Source organism: Nitrosopumilus piranensis (genome assembly GCF_000875775.1).
Taxonomy (GTDB): Archaea; Thermoproteota; Nitrososphaeria; order Nitrososphaerales; family Nitrosopumilaceae; genus Nitrosopumilus; species Nitrosopumilus piranensis.
Map to the genome: position 1 here is coordinate 573937 of NZ_CP010868.1, position 18621 is coordinate 592557.

An 18621-nucleotide genomic window follows, 5' to 3' on the forward strand; every position below is an offset into this window, starting at 1 on the left:
TTCTTTGCTTTATACCTATTTTGGAATGCTTGAAGGAGGCGTTACGTTAATAGATGAGAATCTGACATTAATCTTCAAGCCGGCCATAGCGTTAGGGTGCGACCCAATCCCTTTCCGAACTTGGAAGTCAAACCTGACGTCGCTGTTGTGCTACTAAGATGCGAGAGCCCTTGGGAAGCAACAGTGCTGGCATTTTCTAATTTTGAATCAATCTTTTAATATCCAATTAATTTGGTTGATGTGATTTCAAATGCCAAATTGTAGTGTATGTGGAGAAAATTGTGATAATGATATTCGGCTATTAAACCACATGATGGAAAAACATGGTTGGAGAAATCCAAATGTTGGAACTCCTGATAGAAATAGTAGAGGTTACTGAACTACATATTCTGTAAATAGTCTAAAACCAATCTTACTCCAAAACCTGTAGCGCCTTTTGGATTGTATGATTTTTCTTTTGTAGCTGTTTGTGTCCAAGCAACTCCTGCAATATCCAAATGTACCCATGGTGTATTTTCAATAGCATTTCTTAAGAACGCTGCAGCAGTTATTGTTCCAGCAGCTCTACCAATTCCCATATTTTTCATATCTGCTACATCTGACTTGATCATATCCATAAACTCTTGATTTAATGGGAGTTCCCAAATTTGTTCTGTAGTGTTTTTTGATGATTCAAAAATTTTTTTTGATAGTTTTTCATTATTTGAAACCATACCTGCCACATTAGTGCCTAATGCGATAATACATGCTCCAGTTAAAGTTGCAAAGTCTATAATTGCTTTAGGTGAATAATGTTTTTCACCATATGCTAGTGCATCAGCTAAAATCAATCTTCCTTCAGCATCTGTGTTGAGAATTTCAGCAGTTTTCCTATTGTATAATTTTATGATGTCTCCAGGCCTGTATGATTCCCCACCTGGCATGTTCTCAACAGATGGGATAATTCCAATTACATTGATTGGTAATTTTAATTCTGATATTGCTTTCATAATTCCCAAAACTGTACAACCTCCACATTTGTCAAATTTCATTTCGTCCATACCTGCTCCAGGCTTTAACGAAATTCCACCAGTGTCAAATGTTACTGCTTTTCCAACAAGTACAATAGGTTTTTCATTTCTTGCTCCCTTGTTATGTTCTAGAACAATTAGTTTGGGTTCATTCTTACTTCCTTGCCCTACAGCTGAAATTCCACCAAAGCCTTTCTTTTTTAGTTCTGGTTTTGAAATAATTTTACATTTCATTTTGTTTTTGGAAATTATCCTTGCAAAATTTGCTAAAGTGGATGGTGTGCACTCGTTTGGAGGTAAATTAGCAATACTCTTTGTAAATATTGCACCATCTGCAACAATTTCTGCCGTCTTTATTGCTTGTAAAATCTTGTTTGATTTTGAAACAATTATTGTTAGATCTGGAGAATTTTGTTCTTTTTCAGCCTTGAATTTCTCAAATTTATAAAGTGCCATTTTCACTCCTTGTACAATTTGTGCTGATGATGAAGTTTGGTCAATTACAAAATTGGGAGGAGAAATTATTGAAAATTCTTTTAATCTTAATTCACGTGCTTTTTGAGCAATTTTTCCTGAAATTTGTCTAAAAGTATCTTTTGTAATATCTTCTTTTTTACCAATTCCGGCAATCAGAATTCTCTGAAATTGTTTTTTTCCTACAATCGGAATAATTATCATTTTACCTAATTTTCCCTCTATATCTTTGAGAGATTGTTTTACAACTTGGGATGTTTTTGCATCTAGTTTTGGTAATCCTAAAACTTTATCTGATTTTTCTAAAGCAAATCCACAAAGTAGTTGAGTTTTTTTTGGAGAATCTTGCACTCTTACTTTCAATATGAATATTGATTTTTAGAGTCTTATTTAGATTTATGACATACTTAACTGCATTCTCTGAGCATTTCATTGATTACCGAGGAAAAACTTACGGTTGCAGCTGTTTCTTTAATTTTCTTTGCTTGAAGATTTCTTACTTTTTTAGCAACATCTTCATCAATCATTATTGTTTTACGTTCTGCCATAAAAAATTGAGTCAATATTGTGGTTAAAAATCTATTTCTTGTAATTAAATATGAACTTCATCATGATTTTTTATGACTCTACTATTGGAAATTAAACTCGATGATCTAACAAAAACTGCCTTAACTGATTTACAATCTTGTAAACACTGTTCTTCTATTCTTTCTGATCTAAATTTTCTTGTTCTCTTTGAAAAAATTGTTTTTATTAGTGGTAACAAAGCTGCTCTCCCTCCATATGCTGTTTTTTCATCAATAAACCAAAACATGTCTAGTGCAGATTTATCTAAAATTTTTTGTCGTATATCTTCACCTGTTTTCGTATAATGTCCAATCATCCTAATTTTTCCTCTGGCAAAAAAATCCACAAATTTAGCAAATTTTACGCATAAATAACATTGATTATCAAAAACTACCATTGGAAAATTCTCTTTAATTTTCATATTATAATTACTCTGAAATTAACTAAAAATTTTTCCTAATTCTAAACATTGGTATTTTGCTTATGGTTTGGGAAGCATTCTCTACAATATACAGGTCTGTCCTCTTTTGGTTTGAATGGAACTTGACATTCATTTCCACAATCGCCACATGTTGCTGTGTGCATTTCTCTTTGTCTGTTAAATCTTGATCTTCCACCAAACCTGTCTCCACTACGTCTTTCAGGTCTATGGTTTGGGAAGCATTCTCTACAATATACAGGTCTGTCCTCTTTTGGTTTGAATGGAACTTGACATTCATTTCCACAATCGCCACATGTTGCTGTGTGCATTTCTCTTTCTTCCCCAAAGGACATTTCTTACAAAATTTGTTAAATTCTGCTGTAATTAAACCATTGTAAATTCTTTTGATTTTTTACTATATGGATCTCTTCATTTTTGATATTATGTGGTTTAATTGGAATTTTTTTAATGAATATGTTTTAGAAGTAGATTTTTATTAAATTTGAAGTCAAAACGAACGATATGGGGCTTAATTATTATCAAATAAAGAAAAATATTCTTAGAGCCCGAAAATTAGTAATTAAAGCCACTAATGCCGCTGGTTCGGGTCATCCTGGAGGTTCCTTTTCAATGGCAGAAATTTTAGGCTGTTTATTTAACAAATATTTGAAATTCGATCCTAAAAACCCACAATGGGAAGATCGAGATCGTTTGGTATTATCAAAAGGACATGCTGCCCCAGGACTATTCTCCAACATGGCAGTAGCTGGATATTTTCCAGAATCAGAACTTGAAACTTTGAGAAAATTTGGAAGTAAATTACAAGGACACCCAGATTTGAAGTGCCCTGGTGTTGAATTTTGTGGAGGCTCTTTGGGTACTGGTTTGTCATATTCTGTGGGAATTGCACTTGCAGGAAAAATTGATTCTAAGGATTATCACGTCTATACAATTATTGGAGATGGTGAGTCTGATGAAGGTCAAGTTTGGGAAGCTGCAATGACTGCAGCAAAATACAAAGTTGATAATCTTACTGCTTTTCTTGATAGGAATTTCATTCAACAGGATTCTTACACTGAAAAAATCATGCCTCTTGACAAAACACTAGAAAGTGATGACCTTTCTGAAATGTGGAAAGATGCTTCTAGATGGAAGACTGGTGACAAATGGAGATCATTTGGTTGGAATGTGATTGAAATTGATGGACATCGAATTGAACAGATAGATTCAGCTATTGCTAAAGCTAATACAACAAAAGGTGTACCAACAATAATTATCTCAAGAACAATTAAAGGAAAATCTGTAGAACATATGGAAGACAATCCTGCATGGCATGGAAAAGCACCAGACTCTGATGTTGTACCAATCATTAATCTTGAATTAGATTCTCAGTTTATGATCGCACCCTCAATTATTGCAGGTGATATGACCAATCTTGAAAATGAAGTTAAAAGATGTGTTTCAGGCAGATCTGATTACATTCATTTGGATGTGATGGATGGACAATTTGTTCCAAACAAAACCTTTGATCATACTAAAATCAAAGAATTACGACCACTTACTGTAATTCCATTTGATTCTCATCTTATGATTGATGATCCTGTAAAACATGTTAGGGATTACATTGATGCAGGTAGTGATGTCATTACTGTACATGCAGAAGTAACTGATGAATCTAGTTTTGGAGAAATCCATGATTTACTAAAACAAAATCAAGTAGGTGTAGGATTTGCAATAAATCCTGATACTGAATTACCTGAGTGGTCTTACAAATTCTTACCTTCACTTGATCAGCTTATTGTCATGTCTGTGATACCTGGAAAATCTGGTCAAAAATACATTGAAGAAACACATGCAAAAATGGTTAGATTAAATTCCATCCTAAAAGAACATAGTTTTTCAGGCTATATTGAGGCTGATGGTGGAGTAAATCTTGAAAATATTGGCTCAGTTTTTGCAGATGGTGCTCGTGCATTTGTAGGTGGTGGTGCAATTATTGGTCAACAAGATGTTCGTGTTGCAATTAGAGATTTTAGAAATGAGGTTTTGAAATCAAGAAGAGGAATTTTACTTGATAAAGCTAATGAGTTAGGTGGAACTGAATTAGTAAACAAATGGATTGGATTGCATGTTGTTGGAGAAAAACAAGAACAAATTAAAAAAATTGCAGGGGAGAAAGGGTATCTTTGAATGAACCAATAATGACTGACATGCGTTCCGAATACTCAAAATCTTTAATCCAGATTGGAAAAGAAAATCCCAATGTTGTTGTATTGGGCGCTGACACTACTGATTCATTAAAAACATCTAGTTTTGGAAAAGAATTCCCAAATAGATTTTTCAATGTTGGGATTGCCGAAGCAAATCTTGTAACAACTTCTGCTGGATTAGCAGTATCTGGAAAAATACCCTTTGCAAGTACTTATGCCATATTTTTGCCAGGAAGAGCAGTTGATCAAATTAGAAATAATGTGGCTTATCCTTCACCTCCAGGAAAAAAAGGCCTTAATGTAAAATTCGTTGTTTCACATGGCGGTTTATCTGTTGGTCCTGATGGTGGTTCACATCAACAAATTGAAGATATTGCTATTATGAGGGTAATTCCAAATTTTCGAGTTTTTATTCCTGCTGACACCATTGCAGTTTCTAAATTGACAATTTTAATGGCAAATGAGTATGGACCATTTTACATGCGAATGGCAAGATCAAAGACTCCATTAGTACATTCAGATTCTCAGAACTTTGAAATTGGAAAAGGAATAACTTTGAGGGATGGCTCTGATTGCACAATTGCTGCATGTGGAATAACTGTGAGAATGGCATTAGAAGCTGCTGAAACACTTCAGCAAGAAGGGATTTCTTGTAGAGTCTTAGATATATTTTCCATTAAACCAATAGATGATGCAATTTTAGAAAAGGCTGCTCGTGAAACTGGGTGTATTGTTACTGCTGAAGAACATAATATTATAGGCGGAATGGGTTCTGCTGTGGCTGAATCTGTTTCTGAATCTTATCCTGTACCCATCAAAAGAATTGGGGCTCAAGACATGTTTGGCGAATCTGCTCGTGATAACGAAATTCCTTTACTTTTAGAAAAACATGGAATAACATCTTTTAATATGGTAAAACAAGTCAAAGAAATTAGGAGCAAAAAACTATGAAAATTTTTCTTGATACTGCCAATTTAGAATCCATACGAAAATTTAATGACATGGGATTGCTTGACGGAATTACTACAAATCCATCTCTTATGTCAAAAGAGAGTGGCAATCCAAAAGATTCTATGGCAGAAATTACAAAAATCATCAAGGGTGATGTTAGTTTAGAAGTTGTTAGCACTGAGTTTTCTGGAATGTTAGAAGAAGGAAAGCGATTACGTGAATATGGAGAAAATGTTGTTGTAAAAGTTCCTATGACTCCTGATGGACTAAAAGCATGCAAATCACTTTCATCTGAAGGAATTCCTGTAAATGTAACGCTGGTGTTCTCTCCAAACCAAGCTTTACTTGCTGCAAAATCAGGTGCAAAATATGTCAGTCCATTTATTGGACGATTAGATGATATTGGTCAAGATGGAATGCATTTAATTAAAGAAATAAAAGAAATTTTTTCAAATTATAATTTTGGAACTAAAATTTTAGTTGCAAGTGTACGCCATCCAATGCATGTAATAGAAGCTGCAAAAATTGGAGCTGATGTGGTCACTTTACCCCCTGGAGTGTTAGATAAGATGCTTCAACACCCATTGACTAAAATTGGTTTAGAAAATTTTCTTAAAGACTGGGAAAAAGTCAAAGCTGAAAATCCTGATGTCAAAATCTGACATTATTGTTCAATGTAAAATCATAAAAATGAAATTTTGAGGAATTTATGATGTACCTTTGTTTTTACTCTTTCTAGAACCTGTTCCTCTACCTGTGACTCTAGTCATTCCTTCTGTTGATGGTCTAGCTTTTGGTTCTGGCATATCCCCAAGTTTTCTAGAACCTGTTCCTCTACCAGTATGTACCATTCTGTTTGCAGCAGCTTTTTTCCTTGCTTCTTGAATTTTTCTAAATTCATCTCCTGACCATTTTTTAGGGTCGTCATCTACTTCAATAGTTCCTGTTCCCCTTCCAGTTCGTATTTTTATTTTGCCCATAAACATAGTGGCATTATCTGGTATTTATCTAATCTGATTTTTATCAATCAACAACAAATTCTATGAAATTTTTTAAATTCATATTAAAACTCTATTCTTTTGGAATCAAATATTAGAGTCAAACTCTCTGTTTTTTTAAACCCTTGGTGATTTTATGAAAAGAATTCTTTATGTTGTTCTCCCAATTTTTGCATTTGTTTTAATTTTTACAAATGCCTTTTTTGGTCATCTAATTTTTGGATTACCTTATGAACAAGATATTAACAAATATTCAATTTATGTACATCTTCAAGAGGAATGGAATAGTTATCCTGGAAATATTTTATTTGATATAACAAATGTTTGGTCGAATTCAAATTCTGATCAAAATGTGTATTCTACAGATCCTTCTGATATTACTTCTTTAATTAACTATAATTCTAATCAACTACAATCTCAAAATGGAAAATCTTACGTGGAATTAAAACATGAATTCAGTAACTGTGAATCAAGTTGGAAACCTATGTTGTATAGATTAGCAATTGATTCTCTTCGTAATAAAATCGAATTTGTAAAAGGTGCTCAATTAAATGATGATCCGTATATCACAATTTTACCAAATATGGGTATTGAAAAGCAGACTGCGTCTGAATCATATGTCCAGTTTATACCAATTTGTACTTCTCACGAATCTACTTCCTATGAATTCTCTGTTTCAATAAATGATAAAAATTCATGGTTTGATGTTTATTTTGTAAATTCAGAAAAACAGTTAGAACATTATCTAAATTCTGAAACATTTCATTATTATTCTGGTGATGAATGTTCTGCCCAGAATTATCAGAGTTTTAGTGGAGAATGTAATAATGTGGGAAATAATTCTGGTCTTCTAATAATAATCCCTGACAATTTAGAGCAGTCATTAACTAAGGTTAAAGTAAACCTGCATGAAAAATTGTAGGTTATTGTTTTAGTTATTGATCCAGCCTAATTTTTTGAAATATGTAAACATCAAAATTGCTGGAATTGCTGATGCAAGAATTACAATTATGAAAGTTGTAAATGGTCCTAAGAACATTAGATTATCTCCAACCCCTCCTGGTAAATTTACATTCATTCCATAAAATGTTCCGATAACTGTTGCAGGAATTGCTAGTGTAAATATGATGGTTAAAACTGCAAGTACTTTGTTTGTTTTTTCTGTACTTAATACAAAATCAGTATCTTTGTAAATCTCCATTGTTTCTCTTGATTCTTCTAGTGTTTCAATTACTTTGTCAATGTGATCAATTACATCATCAAAGTATAATGAAAGATTCTCTTCGTCTCTTTCAGAAAACCTTTTTACATTTTTTGTAATCTCTAAAACAAATTTCTTTAGGGGGTTAGCTATTCTTCTTAGTCTGTTAATCTCTCTCCTAAGTAACGCAATACTTCTTGCTACTGGTTTTGTTTCATCAAACACCCTGTCTTCAATTTCATCTAAATTAGCAATAATCTTTCTAGAGGTGTGTAAAAGATCATCTACTAACACATCTATAATTTCATGAAGTAATAGCCCTGAAGATTTTTGTAATATTTTGTTTTTTCTTTGTTCATCTGAATTTGATTTACAAATATCTACTAATTCCACAAGTGGTTTGAGATCTCCCTGATGAATTGTTACTAGAAAATCCTTTCCTACAAATATTGATAATTGACTATTTTTTGAAATTCCTACTTTTTGGCTAAGTGGTGGAAAATGAAGAATTACGAAGAAATGGTCATCATAACTATCTAATTTTGGGAGTTCAAATTTAGTCATACAGTCTTCAATGTTTAGAGCATTGAAATTGTATTTTGCAGCTAGTTCTTCCACATCATTTCGATCTGGATTCTGTAAGTCAGTCCATACAAATTTCTCTGCTTGTATGGTCTCAGTTTTTTTCTTGATAGAACTCTCTATGGATTTTCTACCTGAGCGTAATCGATTTGAGATGAATCCCTTTCTCATGTCGAAAAATAACCTGATACAACAAATTTAAAGCGATCGTTATCAGTTTGTATGAAATCTCTAATTACCCTGAAATTGAAAATTATACTAAAATTTTAGGCTCCATTACTTGTATGGAAGTAAATACATTCCACCGTAATATGTTAGTCCGATTGTAATGGCCATTGCAATCCACCAAAATCTCATAATAGAAATTTCATATGGTTAATAATAAATCTACAGTCTGATTTTCATAAAAAATCAAAGATTATTACTGGATACTCTTTTTTTCTAATTTGTGGCCTTCGTAGTACAGTGGTTAGTATAGAGGATTGTGGATCCTCGGACAGGAGTTCGATTCCCCTCGAGGGCCCTTACAACTTAGTTTAATACCCCAACACGGGTAACATTTGGCTATGTTGTCAGGCAGATACGAAAACGATACAGGTAGAGATGATTTAGATAATCTGTCTCTATTCTGATTTTTTATTAAAAATATAATCATAGGGATTTGAATCAATTAGGCATTCCCCATGTGGGTTTTAGTAGTTGGTTTGCACGTCAAATACTGTTTACCGAGTATTGGTTAATGAGAAATAATTTTTGAAAGATTCAACTTCATGGAGATTCAACCACTATGTGGATAAAAATAGACGTAGATAGGCGTTAAATCAATCCCAAATGTATTTAGTTTTTCTCATTTTTTCAGTGATAGGTCGTTTTCCATTCCGAAACAAATCGGTTGCCTCTTGTTTTGTTATGACTCTCTTGTGAACCAACAAATGTAACAAGGCAATCATGCGATTATCTTCTTCTCCAGGATATGGCATTATGCAACTGCAGTCCTTTTTGTCAATGCTTTTTCTGGTTCTATGTGTATCTCTTGTCCTTTGTCTCCAGATCTAAAAGAAATTCTTGCTCCTTTCTCAAAATGATACGTTTCCAGATGCGTATGACATTGAAATACAAAAACTTGAGCTTGAGGTTTGATTGCAAGCCATGTTAGGTGATTGTTAATTACTCCTAAAATTTTCCAGTCTTTAGGATTTGGAATATGAGTGGTCAAGAGCACTCTAATGCTATTTTCAGATTATCCATGTTTGCTTTCATTTTTTCAAAGTATGTCGTGTCGAGACTATCTTGTTTTGAAAGAGACTCTAATGGACTAAACAATAGAATATCGCCACCTAATTCAGAGGCTAATCTTTCAGCTAGTTTTGCATTTCTGTTTTCTTCTGTAAAGAAATACTTGATGTCGTTGTCTTCAGCAAAATGAATGAGTTCTTCAATATCCTTTGCAGTTACAGGAGTTTCAGGGCTGAACTCCTGTATTACTGCAAGGGTGTGAAGGTTGTATCTCTCTGCAAAATACGAGAATGCATTATGAAATGGTACAAACGTGTCCTTTTTGCAGGAAGACAATTCTGTTCTTATTTCTTGATCCAGTGTGTCTAATTGGTCAGAATAAGCTTTAGCATTGCTAAAATATATTTCTGAATTATCAGGATCAGATTCAGCCATGTGGAAAGCGATGTTCATTACCTGTTTTTTTGCCAATAACGGATCAAGCCAAATGTGTGGATCATAAACATGATCCAACTCTAATTCTTCATCATGTGTATCTTCATGTTTTTCATCATGAATGTCTTTGCCAGAAACTAGATGATGTATTTCTTCTATTCCTTCCGGACCTTCAATGTGTCCTTCTTTGATTTCATGTAATAGTATCTCAATATCTTCAAGAATGTTTGACCCATGTTCGTGTCCGTCTCCTTCATGTTCATAGAGTATTTGTTCGATAGATTTGATTGTCTGTGATTCATTAATGTGACCATGTTCAAATTCTTCAATTATGTGTGTAATTTCTTCTAAGAATTCTTCAGTATGCTCATCATGTTCTTCATCTGTACTATGAGTACCATGATCATGTTCTTCTCCTTCTAGAAGAGTAATTCCTTCAGAAGAATCAACTAGTACAAGATGTGAAAAGTCAGATACGGATTTGATTTCATCAATAAATGGTTCAAAATCAGCACCATTGTAAACTAGCATATCTGCTTTAGTCAAATCAACAATTGTTTTTGGCCCTAACTCAAATGCGTGAGGATCACCATTTGATGGGATAAGTGTTCTAACCTCTGCTGCATCTCCAGCAACATTTTGAGTGAATTGTTGTAATGGGTAAAATGTAGTGTATACCAAGAATTTTTCTTCTGTTGGAATTACTTTATCTTCAGATGATGCAAACACTGCAATCAGAGAAATCAAAGTAGCAGCAATTATTGCTCCAATTATTGGGATTTTTGAATTTTTCATGCCTGCATTTTTCTAATGTTATTAATAAATCTGTAAATTTTTAATAACTCCGTATATACAAAAAGAAAAAAAGTTATTAAAAATTATTAAGAAGTTTAATAACTAATTTTTCATATTATTAATCGTGGGAAATCCAATAAATATTGAAAATTTCAAAAAACTATCATGTCAAAGATTGTAAAATGTCCAAGCTGTGATTGTCATATTGTTCTAAATGATCAAGGACAAAAAGAATTCTGCATTAAGAATAGTTCAAACTAGAAAAATTGTTTGAAAGTTCAATTCCGTAAAGGCTTGAACCGTTTATGTAGACAAAGTTTGGTTCACAGACCAATGTCCGTTTTACGAGTATTGGGCAAGTTAATCATTAAGCGAGATTTGAACTAAAATGACAATTCCTCATGTGAGAATGTCGGGCATCAAGATAAAACTTTAACCCCGCAATGGAGTTTAAGTCTTGAACTAAAATCACAAGTCCCTTTAACGGACTAGATTAGTTCAAGTCTTATAGGATTCAAACTATACTTGTAAAACATTATTTGATATGTAATAACACTCATTCATTTGAATTGAAAAAAAAGAATCATTGGAAAACTGAATGTTGACCAAAACATGCCAATAGTAATACTCCATGGTCGGTCAGGATGAATAACTATCGTATTCCAATTTTCCTAGTCCTTCCATACTTGCAAAGGAATTGTAAGACACAACATGCAAGGACCATTCAAATTTAGTTTGTCTAAATATTATAGATGTCTAAAATTTTCTCTTCGTATTTTAAAATCGTAAATTAATCTGCATCTTTAATACATTAACCATCCAATCTTTGCTATGAGTCAACAAGAAACAAAGCCTTGGATTCTTGTAAGTCAAATCAGAGATGATACAAAGCCATTGGACTTGGAAATGATTGCACCACAAGTGACTGAACTTGTAGATGAGTGGCAGGTCCAAGGAAGAGTGATGTGGTCTGGGGGATTTGATGAGGGATACTCTTCAATGGCAGTTTTTGAGGCTACGGAAGTTGAGGCAAAAGAGTTTTTCAAAAAATACGAACAAATTTGTTCTGGAGTTTTGAATTATTATCTTTACCAATGGGACGCAATGCCAATTTTGTCAGTGCTGTCAAAATGACAATGTAATTTTTTATCTAGTCATTTACTTTTTCTTTTTCCACGAAGTTGGGTTCTACAACATGGGCAGTAAACTCCATCATATTCTAGATATGTATCACAACTAGTGCATCTTTTGATACCTTTTCCATATCTTCTGTATTCAGAACGATATCTTTCACAAATCCCTCTACAAGCCAACTCTCATGGAACTAAATGTCCTTTACATTTAGGACAACAATCTTTTGATTTCATCATAGGGTATATGCTAAAAACACCTCCACAAAAAATACAAACTTTCAGAGTTGCTAGATTACCTATCTCCTTTCACCTTGCGGTTCTTTACAAATGAAAGATTCAGTTCGAAATTCGCAATGCTAATCTTTGCATTCGTAATTCTACTTTGATACCATGTCACAACATGTCCTGTTTCAGAAAAACCATGTGTCTCTGACACTAGTGAACAATCTTTCAGCTTACTAATTTTTTTGTATGTTGAACTAAGCGGAATATTCAACTCTTTTGAAATATCTTGAATCATTTTTGGCTCATTAATTATTGAAAATAAGATGTGTCGTGATTCTAAATCTGCTAATTCATTGAAAACCTTATGTGAAATATCATATTTTTCTACCAGTAAAGGACGCAGTTTTTTTCGCAAGCAAAAATTTCTGAAAAAAACTATGATATAAGAAAATTAGTAATTCCATAAATATAGAATATTATTTTAAAACATATCTTATCCTGTTTTAAAAAATTAAAACATGATTGTAAAATTTTGTATTGGTTAATAACAAAGTCAAAAACATTTTGTATTTGTGAATAGTTCAACAAAACCCATTTTAGTAATTTCTGTAATTGTTGCAGCTGCAGCAGGTTTGGCAGTTGGGTTTTCAATTAATGGTTTTTCAGAGGACAATTCAAGTAATGTTGTAACCAGTCAAAGTACTTCTGACGAAATCAAGAAAATTACAATAGGAGTTATGCCAAATGAAGATCCTATGGTGTTTGAACTGCAATCTCAGATGCTAGAAGAATATTTCACAGAAAAACTTGGTATTGAAACAGAAGTTTTCTTTCCAACAGATGCAACCACAACTGTTGAATCAATTGTGACTGGTGATACACAAATTGCGTTTATGAGTGCACGACCAGCAGAGTTTGCCTATGAAAGAAGTGACGAAAAGACATTGTTGTTTATGGCCGAAGTTCGTCCCTTTAAAAGCGCTGGAGGCGAAAAACTAGACACGTTTTACTGGAGTGAATTTTGGGTAAAGAAGGATAGTGGCATCAACAAACTAGAAGATGCAAAAGGAAAGAACGTTGCATTTTCAGGTCCAACATCAACTAGTGGATATTTGTTCCCAATGTCAAAGCTTGTAGATAGGGGATTGATAAAATCAGGAGATGGGGCTGATACATTTTTCAGCAATGTTTTGTTTAGCGGTGGATACCAACAATCACTCAATGCACTGATTGAAGGCCAAGTAGATATCGCAGCAGGAGGAGATCATGCCAAATATCGTTATCTTACACCTGAAGAACTAAGCCAGATCAAAGTCATAGAGAGACAAGGACCTGTACCTACTCATGGAATTACATATCGTGCAGACCTGGTAAGTCCTGAGATTATTACAAAGTTTGAAAAAGCTATACTAGATATGAAGTCTGAAAGACCAGATCTGTTAGAAAAAGCATTATTTGGCGCTACAGACTTTACACCAGTTAATCATCATGCACACTTGGCAGCATTAGATAGTGCTCTTGCAAGTACCCAGATACCAGCTATCTGAAATTTTGATAGGATGCATTATTACTCTAAAATAATTATTTTACATGTGGCCAATACCCGGTAAACAGTATTTACCGTGTAAACCAAGCCATTTTCACACCTAAAACAGCAAGGGACTTGAACTAATTTGACAAGTCACCTCGAAGGCCCTCACTTTTGACCTTCCGTCTAAAAGTATGGTGAAAATTATAACTAATTATGGTGATTTTGCATTAGATTAGTATGAATAATTTTAATTATTTTTTCACTCCTGTTGGTCCTGAATACAAGAAAAAATTTGCAAGAAATGTTGGTATTGCCGTTTTGATTCTCTTTGTATTTTATGGTATAATGCATCTAATTGGGGATATCTCAAAACCCGAAGAAACTAAGATGATAAATGACACTCTTTTTACCATTCCATCTGCCCAAGAATTTCTTAATATGGATTGTGAAAATCTGAATCATTTTTACCCTGAATTTCCAAGTGAGGATGTTGCAGACGCTTGGATAACCCGAATGCATGAGTGTATAAATGAACAAGAAAAAGTAAATGATAAACATAAAGTAATTGAACTATTCAAAAACACTCCTGAGGTTAAGGCATTTCATATGCAATATGAAAATGCACGGACCTCTCTGAGAGATGATCACATATCTTACTTTTCAGGAAGTGAAGATGGTTATCTTGTTAGAATGAATTTATTTTTTGATGAAAACAATGTGATGAAAAATATGGATTTTCATTGTTACTATCAAAAAGTTCACCAGTTTGAACTTCCTCAAGAGGATTTAGTATCCAAAATAGAAAAATACGACTGTAAAGAATTTGCCGAGTTAGAAAATGAAAACTATGTACAAAAATAAAATATCATCATTCCAAAATAATTAGAACTTAAGACCAAAAACGTTTAGTTTCTTGGTGACAGTTCCAATTATGTATTGTTTTGTAAAATAGTATTTAGGATATTCTTATGATTTGTATGAATAATTTCTACGTCTGGCTTTTATGTGATATTTGCCTGATATCATTATACAATTGATGGGAGTCATTCATCTTGTATCAGACCCTACCCTAACCTAGGTTGGGTCAATTTTGACCCGACTTTATCATTACTTTGTGCGTAAAAATTGCCATTTTTACTAACAATTTATCAGTGCCTATTATAAGGAAAAACCATGTCGGTTTTTTTATGGTGGGCGTGAAAATTCTTGTCATTAGTGTTGCGTTTGCATTGTTTTTTGCAGCAAGTCCTGCATTTGCACAGGAATCAGTTGCGACAAGTAATCAAACAACGTTGTCAGGTGATCTTCAAAGCAATCCTGTTGCACAAGATATTCTAAAAAAGATAGAGCAGACAAAAAAATGGATTGCTGATCTTGAGCAAAGAAACTATGAAAAACTGAAAACACAAAAAGAGTTGGAGGAAAAAAGAGCACATTCTCTTCAAATACTAAATCAAGATCTTGCAGAATGGGAAAAATTATGGGAGTATTTTTCCTCTTACAATGCATTTGATAGATTTGTAGACAAGATTCCTGATTCTCAAGTGCAAAATGTTTTTTGGGATCAGTTTGAATTCAAGGAACAAAAGGTCAAGGCAGGAAGAGATGCATTCAAAGAAGTACTTGCTGATGGAGGTTCCAGACAAGATGCACTTCAAGCATATTTTACAGCAGCTGAAACTAAAAGAATAGAACTTATCGAAACAAATTCCCAGTTTAATGTAAATCATAACTTGGCATATTATTCACAACAAATTCTCTTTGATAAAGAAGGCCAATTCACTGACTCTCCTATAACTGGCGAACAACTACGAAAATACTATGAGGATTACAGGACAAACCCTGCCTATTTGGAGGCAAACCCTGATGATGTAGTGTCTTGGGAGGATCTTAGCCAAACAAATCCTCATACCAAATGTAGGGATGGACATGTTGTAGTGTATAGATTTCATGCAGATGACTATGTTTGTGTAAGCGGTTCTACTGCAGAGATGTGGGTACGTCATGGAATGGGTGAGATTACAGGAGATGGACAAAATCAGTTTGATCAAGAACCTGTTACGCCACTTACAAAATGTAATGATGGGTTTGTAGTAATATTTAACATTGAAACTCAGAAATATTCCTGCATACTTGATGATACTGCAAAATACTGGATAGAGCAAGGACTGGCAGAATTTCACAGTGTTGATGACTATGTAGCAACCAGCATTGAGAATAAAGATAACTCTCAGAGAACTGAAGAAGTAAATTTGCAAATATGGGAAATGAAAAAAGAATATGAAGAAAAGAAGATAGAACTAAAAAAACTGTATGATAAAAAATATGATGATGCATTAGCTGAATCAAAACGTGATGAAAAAAACGTAACTCTTGATTATACTCAGCGTTCAGGAATGTCACAAAAAGAACTTAGCATAAAAATTGGTGAGATAAGAGAAAGATATGAATCTCAAAAAGAAACTCTTCTGAAAAACAAAATCCATGACTTGAAAAATCTTGAAAATGAATTTGAGCAAAGCATGAAAGACCTTGTATCTTTTTACGAACAAGACCCGTATGTTGAAGTTAGATTAAACATGGGACGTACTGGATATGAGGCAGTTGCTAGATGATGAAAGAATTTCAGCCTTTGTGTATGTAGAATTAACTATAAAAAAATTGGAAGAAGAGATTATCCTCTTCCCATTGCAGCATATTTTCCCTTGCGACCCCTTACAAAAAAGGCAGTGGCAATTCCGCCAAACACGCCTGTAGACAGTATAAGAGCACCAAGCACTCCGTCTGCTGCAAACATTGGAGTCCCAGAACCTGTACTGGGGTTCTCATTTGCAATTCTTACTCTGTCTTCTGAAAGCTTGATGTAATCTTCAAGTCCAGTATTTGCAGAAGATGGCAGGTATTGTGCAAATGCAAGGCTGCTAACAGAAGGCAATATCAAAACACTTAACATCACTCCTGTCATGATTATCTTTTTTCCACTCATTGAATTACTTAGGTGATTTTTGCATAAAGGGTTTGATGAAATTTTTGTTTTACTAATCCTTACATACTATAATGTCCTATATTATACACCTATGAGCAATGAGACTTCAAAACCTGTAGATGCTGTAAATATTTTCTCATTAGATGATGAAAAAATGAAAATTCTAGCCAAAGTAATTTCAAACAAGTCAAGCATTTCTATTTTGAATTTGTTATTTGATGATGAACTAACTGCAAATGAGATTGCTCAAAAAACAAACATGTCATTGCAACTAGTTAAACACTATCTAGAAAAAATGCAACAAATTGAGCTTGTATGTGTATCAAAAACTGAGAAAAACTCAAAGGCACGTGACATGAACTACTACAAGGCATCAAAGCTTGCAATTGTAATTACTCCTTCAAAAATTACAGAGAAAACAAAACAAAGCAAACTACTGTTGCGTTCTTTTCATTCAATATCCAAAGTATTTGGAATGGGAGTTGCCTCTGCAATAACTGCAATGTCTGTAATTGTAATGTCTGCTGAAAGTAGACTATTAGAGCCAATACAGAGCTGGTACTCTCAGTTTAGTTTGCCTATCAAAATCCCTGGAACTGGCCTTGCAAACTCTATGGATGAATCGCTTTACTTGGCAAAGACAAAGGTAGATTCAGTGGTGTCAAACCCTGGAGCAGGCTCTGGAACTCCGTATCTGGATCCTTACACTGGCGTTTCAGGATTGGCAGGAACTGATTTTGTAATCATGTTATCTGTACTTGCAGGTGCGGGAGCAGTATTGTCATTTGTATTTTTTAATAACGTGATTCAATCATTTCAGAAACCAGATGAATCTGTCAATTGATTTGTGTTACAATCAGTAATTTCGCTAGTTTCTGGGGATGTTTGTAAAACGATTATTGGTATGTGATCCAGTCATTTTTACGCCTAAAATAATGAGGGCCTTGAACTAATTTGAAAAGTCACCTCAAGAGTTCTCTATCATTTTCATAATTTCTTTTTAAGGTCGAAAAGTCGTTTTAACAATTAGCAGCAATTATAATTTTGTAGGTCCTATATCCAATAATCTTGAGATATTTTTTATATTGATGCTTTTGAATAATTCTACTTCCTCGTCCCTGTTATCCATGCTGATGAAGAGTAAATGTTCCTCATCAATAGGAAAAGTCATTCTCCTAATTTTCTCATATGATGTAACTGAGTATCGAGGTTTACCAACCTTGTCTTTGATCTCTGCATGTGATTTCCATGATTCAATTGTTCTTTTGTTTCTTCTAAGGAAAACAGCTGTCTGATATCATCACGACGTTTTTGAAATCATAATTGGCCATATAAATTGCAAATAGCTGAAAATCTCACATTTTTGTTTGATGTCATCAAAGATTCTAAAAAACTCTTATAATCTTTCCATTATTTCATTAGTTTTTACTATTACAAAATATGATCATGTCTTGTTGCCAACATATTCTTATTTGAGAAAACTATCTCTTACACTGACTAAAATATTCCAAATTTACTTGATTCCATCTCTTCTTTTATGGCAAGTTTGAATCTGGGTGATTTGTTTTCTAGATTATTAGTCAACCATGTTAAAAACTTCTTTTCAGTGCCTTTTCCCTTTAATTTTTCAAAATCAGAGCCCATCATATCCACTAATTTTTGAACAAGTGACTTGTTTACACTTAGAACAAAAAAATGCCATCCAAAGGCAAATTCAGAGTCTGTCATCACAAAATCTTCTTCCCCATGAACCATTTCTTCTAAAAGCGATAATTGTCTTGTAAGTGCCTTACTTGTTTTATCATAATCAACTGCTGATACATTAATGTGCATTCTTTCATCCATGATTGATTTATGTGCAAACAA

General features: G+C 33.6%; 21 protein-coding genes, 1 tRNA gene and 1 rRNA gene. 12 read left to right on the forward strand and 11 right to left on the reverse strand.

The window, feature by feature from the left end; all coding sequences use genetic code 11:
* Nucleotides 1–75 precede the first annotated feature (75 nt).
* Together rrf and NPIRD3C_RS10955 are read left to right on the forward strand one after the other, a co-directional pair.
* Nucleotides 76–195: ribosomal RNA gene (gene rrf, locus NPIRD3C_RS03395) — 5S ribosomal RNA — on the forward strand.
* A 55-nt stretch (nt 196–250) separates the two neighbouring features.
* Nucleotides 251–379, forward strand: a complete 129-nt coding sequence (locus NPIRD3C_RS10955) for a hypothetical protein (RefSeq protein ID WP_255464631.1) — start codon at nt 251–253, stop codon at nt 377–379.
* A gap of 1 nt (nt 380) precedes the next feature.
* Here the strand turns inward: NPIRD3C_RS10955 and NPIRD3C_RS03400 are convergent, their stop codons facing one another.
* The 4 genes from NPIRD3C_RS03400 to NPIRD3C_RS03410 all read right to left on the reverse strand — a co-directional run bounded on the left by NPIRD3C_RS03400 (nt 381) and on the right by NPIRD3C_RS03410 (nt 2801).
* Nucleotides 381–1847 (reverse strand): leucyl aminopeptidase, encoded by a 1467-nt coding sequence (locus NPIRD3C_RS03400; protein WP_148702835.1) that lies wholly within the window; start codon nt 1845–1847, stop codon nt 381–383.
* A 44-nt stretch (nt 1848–1891) separates the two neighbouring features.
* Nucleotides 1892–2032 (reverse strand): hypothetical protein, encoded by a 141-nt coding sequence (locus NPIRD3C_RS10600; RefSeq protein ID WP_192827864.1) that lies wholly within the window; start codon nt 2030–2032, stop codon nt 1892–1894.
* A 44-nt stretch (nt 2033–2076) separates the two neighbouring features.
* On the reverse strand, nt 2077–2397 hold the full coding sequence (locus NPIRD3C_RS03405) for a hypothetical protein (protein ID WP_342399204.1): 321 nt from the start codon (nt 2395–2397) through the stop codon (nt 2077–2079).
* A gap of 116 nt (nt 2398–2513) precedes the next feature.
* Nucleotides 2514–2801 (reverse strand): CxxC-x17-CxxC domain-containing protein, encoded by a 288-nt coding sequence (locus NPIRD3C_RS03410; protein ID WP_237087713.1) that lies wholly within the window; start codon nt 2799–2801, stop codon nt 2514–2516.
* A 193-nt stretch (nt 2802–2994) separates the two neighbouring features.
* On the opposite strand from NPIRD3C_RS03410, the gene NPIRD3C_RS03415 reads away from it, so the two are divergent.
* Genes NPIRD3C_RS03415 through fsa form a run of 3 tightly spaced genes read left to right on the forward strand, consistent with a single transcriptional unit; the run spans nt 2995 to nt 6295 of the window.
* Nucleotides 2995–4662 (forward strand): ribulose-phosphate 3-epimerase, encoded by a 1668-nt coding sequence (locus tag NPIRD3C_RS03415; RefSeq protein WP_148702837.1) that lies wholly within the window; start codon nt 2995–2997, stop codon nt 4660–4662.
* Nucleotides 4659–5633, forward strand: a complete 975-nt coding sequence (locus tag NPIRD3C_RS03420) for a transketolase family protein (RefSeq protein ID WP_148702838.1) — start codon at nt 4659–4661, stop codon at nt 5631–5633. The genes NPIRD3C_RS03415 and NPIRD3C_RS03420 overlap by 4 nt, the downstream gene beginning before the upstream one ends.
* The gene (fsa, locus tag NPIRD3C_RS03425; protein ID WP_148702839.1) at nt 5630–6295 is read left to right on the forward strand and encodes a fructose-6-phosphate aldolase; all 666 of its coding nucleotides are present in this window, start codon (nt 5630–5632) and stop codon (nt 6293–6295) included. Before NPIRD3C_RS03420 ends, fsa begins: the two co-directional genes overlap by 4 nt.
* Before the next feature lie 45 nt (nt 6296–6340).
* Here fsa and NPIRD3C_RS03430 read toward each other — a convergent pair whose 3' ends face one another.
* A complete protein-coding gene (locus tag NPIRD3C_RS03430; RefSeq protein ID WP_148702840.1) occupies nt 6341–6613 on the reverse strand; it encodes a hypothetical protein in 273 nt (90 codons plus the stop codon).
* 154 nt (nt 6614–6767) lie between these two features.
* Between NPIRD3C_RS03430 and NPIRD3C_RS03435 the strand changes: the two genes are divergently transcribed.
* The gene (locus NPIRD3C_RS03435) at nt 6768–7553 is read left to right on the forward strand and encodes a hypothetical protein (RefSeq protein ID WP_148702841.1); all 786 of its coding nucleotides are present in this window, start codon (nt 6768–6770) and stop codon (nt 7551–7553) included.
* A gap of 9 nt (nt 7554–7562) precedes the next feature.
* Here the strand turns inward: NPIRD3C_RS03435 and NPIRD3C_RS03440 are convergent, their stop codons facing one another.
* A complete protein-coding gene (locus tag NPIRD3C_RS03440; RefSeq protein ID WP_148702842.1) occupies nt 7563–8585 on the reverse strand; it encodes a magnesium transporter CorA family protein in 1023 nt (340 codons plus the stop codon).
* Nucleotides 8586–8865: 280 nt separating this feature from the next.
* Here NPIRD3C_RS03440 and NPIRD3C_RS03445 point away from each other — a divergent pair.
* Nucleotides 8866–8937: transfer RNA gene (locus tag NPIRD3C_RS03445), tRNA-His, on the forward strand.
* A 456-nt stretch (nt 8938–9393) separates the two neighbouring features.
* Here NPIRD3C_RS03445 and NPIRD3C_RS03450 read toward each other — a convergent pair.
* Nucleotides 9394–9630 carry a hypothetical protein gene (locus tag NPIRD3C_RS03450; protein ID WP_148702843.1) on the reverse strand — a complete coding sequence of 79 codons (237 nt, stop codon included), beginning with the start codon at nt 9628–9630 and terminating at the stop codon, nt 9394–9396.
* Nucleotides 9627–10880, reverse strand: a complete 1254-nt coding sequence (locus NPIRD3C_RS03455; protein ID WP_148702844.1) for a metal ABC transporter solute-binding protein, Zn/Mn family — start codon at nt 10878–10880, stop codon at nt 9627–9629. Before NPIRD3C_RS03455 ends, NPIRD3C_RS03450 begins: the two co-directional genes overlap by 4 nt.
* An 831-nt stretch (nt 10881–11711) precedes the next feature.
* On the opposite strand from NPIRD3C_RS03455, the gene NPIRD3C_RS03460 reads away from it, so the two are divergent.
* Nucleotides 11712–12014 carry a hypothetical protein gene (locus NPIRD3C_RS03460; protein WP_148702845.1) on the forward strand — a complete coding sequence of 101 codons (303 nt, stop codon included), beginning with the start codon at nt 11712–11714 and terminating at the stop codon, nt 12012–12014.
* Between the two features lie 291 nt (nt 12015–12305).
* Here NPIRD3C_RS03460 and NPIRD3C_RS03465 read toward each other — a convergent pair whose 3' ends face one another.
* Nucleotides 12306–12653 carry a hypothetical protein gene (locus NPIRD3C_RS03465; RefSeq protein WP_192827865.1) on the reverse strand — a complete coding sequence of 116 codons (348 nt, stop codon included), beginning with the start codon at nt 12651–12653 and terminating at the stop codon, nt 12306–12308.
* A 157-nt stretch (nt 12654–12810) separates the two neighbouring features.
* On the opposite strand from NPIRD3C_RS03465, the gene NPIRD3C_RS03470 reads away from it, so the two are divergent.
* The 3 genes from NPIRD3C_RS03470 to NPIRD3C_RS03480 all read left to right on the forward strand — a co-directional run bounded on the left by NPIRD3C_RS03470 (nt 12811) and on the right by NPIRD3C_RS03480 (nt 16384).
* Entirely contained in the window at nt 12811–13785 is a 975-nt protein-coding gene (locus tag NPIRD3C_RS03470; protein ID WP_148702846.1) for a phosphate/phosphite/phosphonate ABC transporter substrate-binding protein, read from the forward strand.
* A 221-nt stretch (nt 13786–14006) separates the two neighbouring features.
* Nucleotides 14007–14630: a hypothetical protein gene (locus tag NPIRD3C_RS03475; RefSeq protein WP_148702847.1), complete on the forward strand. Its 624-nt coding sequence runs from the start codon at nt 14007–14009 to the stop codon at nt 14628–14630.
* Nucleotides 14631–14956: 326 nt separating this feature from the next.
* Complete coding sequence (locus NPIRD3C_RS03480) at nt 14957–16384, forward strand: hypothetical protein (RefSeq protein WP_148702848.1); 1428 nt, start codon at nt 14957–14959, stop codon at nt 16382–16384.
* Nucleotides 16385–16443: 59 nt separating this feature from the next.
* Here the strand turns inward: NPIRD3C_RS03480 and NPIRD3C_RS03485 are convergent, their stop codons facing one another.
* The gene (locus NPIRD3C_RS03485; protein WP_148702849.1) at nt 16444–16755 is read right to left on the reverse strand and encodes a hypothetical protein; all 312 of its coding nucleotides are present in this window, start codon (nt 16753–16755) and stop codon (nt 16444–16446) included.
* A 19-nt stretch (nt 16756–16774) separates the two neighbouring features.
* Here NPIRD3C_RS03485 and NPIRD3C_RS03490 point away from each other — a divergent pair, with 19 nt between their 5' ends.
* Nucleotides 16775–17599 carry a winged helix-turn-helix domain-containing protein gene (locus NPIRD3C_RS03490; RefSeq protein ID WP_237087714.1) on the forward strand — a complete coding sequence of 275 codons (825 nt, stop codon included), beginning with the start codon at nt 16775–16777 and terminating at the stop codon, nt 17597–17599.
* Between the two features lie 653 nt (nt 17600–18252).
* On the opposite strand, the gene NPIRD3C_RS03495 is transcribed toward NPIRD3C_RS03490, so the two are convergent.
* Nucleotides 18253–18600: a hypothetical protein gene (locus tag NPIRD3C_RS03495; RefSeq protein WP_148702850.1), complete on the reverse strand. Its 348-nt coding sequence runs from the start codon at nt 18598–18600 to the stop codon at nt 18253–18255.
* Nucleotides 18601–18621 lie beyond the last annotated feature (21 nt).

Coding starts and splice junctions, on each gene's coding strand:
- NPIRD3C_RS03415 (WP_148702837.1), top strand. CDS start 2,995: ATGGGGCTTAATTATTATCAAATAAAGAAAAATATTCTTAGAGCCCGA.
- NPIRD3C_RS03495 (WP_148702850.1), bottom strand. CDS start 18,600: ATGGATGAAAGAATGCACATTAATGTATCAGCAGTTGATTATGATAAA.
- NPIRD3C_RS03475 (WP_148702847.1), top strand. CDS start 14,007: ATGAATAATTTTAATTATTTTTTCACTCCTGTTGGTCCTGAATACAAG.
- NPIRD3C_RS03435 (WP_148702841.1), top strand. CDS start 6,768: ATGAAAAGAATTCTTTATGTTGTTCTCCCAATTTTTGCATTTGTTTTA.
- NPIRD3C_RS03440 (WP_148702842.1), bottom strand. CDS start 8,585: ATGAGAAAGGGATTCATCTCAAATCGATTACGCTCAGGTAGAAAATCC.
- NPIRD3C_RS03430 (WP_148702840.1), bottom strand. CDS start 6,613: ATGGGCAAAATAAAAATACGAACTGGAAGGGGAACAGGAACTATTGAA.
- NPIRD3C_RS03410 (WP_237087713.1), bottom strand. CDS start 2,801: ATGCACACAGCAACATGTGGCGATTGTGGAAATGAATGTCAAGTTCCA.
- NPIRD3C_RS03480 (WP_148702848.1), top strand. CDS start 14,957: ATGGTGGGCGTGAAAATTCTTGTCATTAGTGTTGCGTTTGCATTGTTT.
- NPIRD3C_RS03460 (WP_148702845.1), top strand. CDS start 11,712: ATGAGTCAACAAGAAACAAAGCCTTGGATTCTTGTAAGTCAAATCAGA.
- NPIRD3C_RS03485 (WP_148702849.1), bottom strand. CDS start 16,755: ATGAGTGGAAAAAAGATAATCATGACAGGAGTGATGTTAAGTGTTTTG.
- NPIRD3C_RS10600 (WP_192827864.1), bottom strand. CDS start 2,032: ATGGCAGAACGTAAAACAATAATGATTGATGAAGATGTTGCTAAAAAA.
- NPIRD3C_RS03455 (WP_148702844.1), bottom strand. CDS start 10,880: ATGAAAAATTCAAAAATCCCAATAATTGGAGCAATAATTGCTGCTACT.
- NPIRD3C_RS10955 (WP_255464631.1), top strand. CDS start 251: ATGCCAAATTGTAGTGTATGTGGAGAAAATTGTGATAATGATATTCGG.
- fsa (WP_148702839.1), top strand. CDS start 5,630: ATGAAAATTTTTCTTGATACTGCCAATTTAGAATCCATACGAAAATTT.